1 protein-coding gene is annotated in these 828 nt (G+C 65.9%); it reads left to right on the top strand.

What is annotated here, in order from left to right; translation table 11 throughout:
• A partial coding sequence (locus AHiyo1_RS20170; protein ID WP_253257496.1) for a penicillin-binding transpeptidase domain-containing protein occupies positions 1-703 on the top strand: 703 nt, incomplete at its 5' end.
• Between the last annotated feature and the right edge of the window lie 125 nt (positions 704-828).

Below are 828 nucleotides of genomic sequence, written 5' to 3'. Positions count from 1 at the left end.
GGGCGACGGGAACGACAAGAAAATCGACCTCTCCACCCTGGGCAATATCCTGGGCAGCCAGAACGTCGCCCCCCTGACGATGGCCAACGCCTTCGCAACGTTCGCCGCGGACGGTACCTACTGTGCGCCCATCTCGATCGCCGAGGTCGATAACGCCCAAGGCAAGAAAATCGGCGGGCAGGCATCCGCGTGCAAGCCGAACGCCTTGAATCCGGATGTCGCGAAGGCCACCACGAATGTCCTCCAGGACGTCCTTACCAAGGGCTCCGGCCTGCTCATACCGCAGAAGCTCGGCGTCCCGGACGCCGCGAAGACCGGCACCAACCAGTACAACAACCAGACCTGGGTCCTTGGCTACACGAAAGGCCTGGCAACGGCGTCTTTCTTCGGAGACCCTTTCAACGGAAGCGCCGCACGGCTCGGACGCAACATCACGGTCAACGGAAAGTACTACCCCCTGGTGGACGGGGCCTACATCGCCGGCCCGCAGTGGGCGCAGTACATGCAGCAGGTCGTCGGTCTCTACGACCACGGCGACTTCGACGCCCCGCCGCAGAACCTCATCGGGGGCTCCGCTCCACAAACCCGCAGCAGCGACCAGGCCACCGGCGGGACGAGTCCGGGCCAGGCACCGCAATCGACGGCTCCCCAGCCCTCGACAGCCCGGTCGAAACCCGGCAACGGGAACGGAAAGGGCGGATGACCCTTCACTCCCTTCGATCCATCTTGCCTAGGGCCCAGGCGGACGTTTCGTGGTCGGTGCCGCGCATCCGGGTGGCCACGAGGATGCCGGATGCTGCGGTGAGGGCGGCGACGACGGCGACCGCG

The organism is Arthrobacter sp. Hiyo1, assembly GCF_001263615.2.
Lineage (GTDB): Bacteria > Actinomycetota > Actinomycetes > Actinomycetales > Micrococcaceae > Arthrobacter.
The sequence above is the reverse complement of the archived record's forward strand: the minus strand, read 5'-3'. Positions and strand labels throughout refer to the sequence as shown.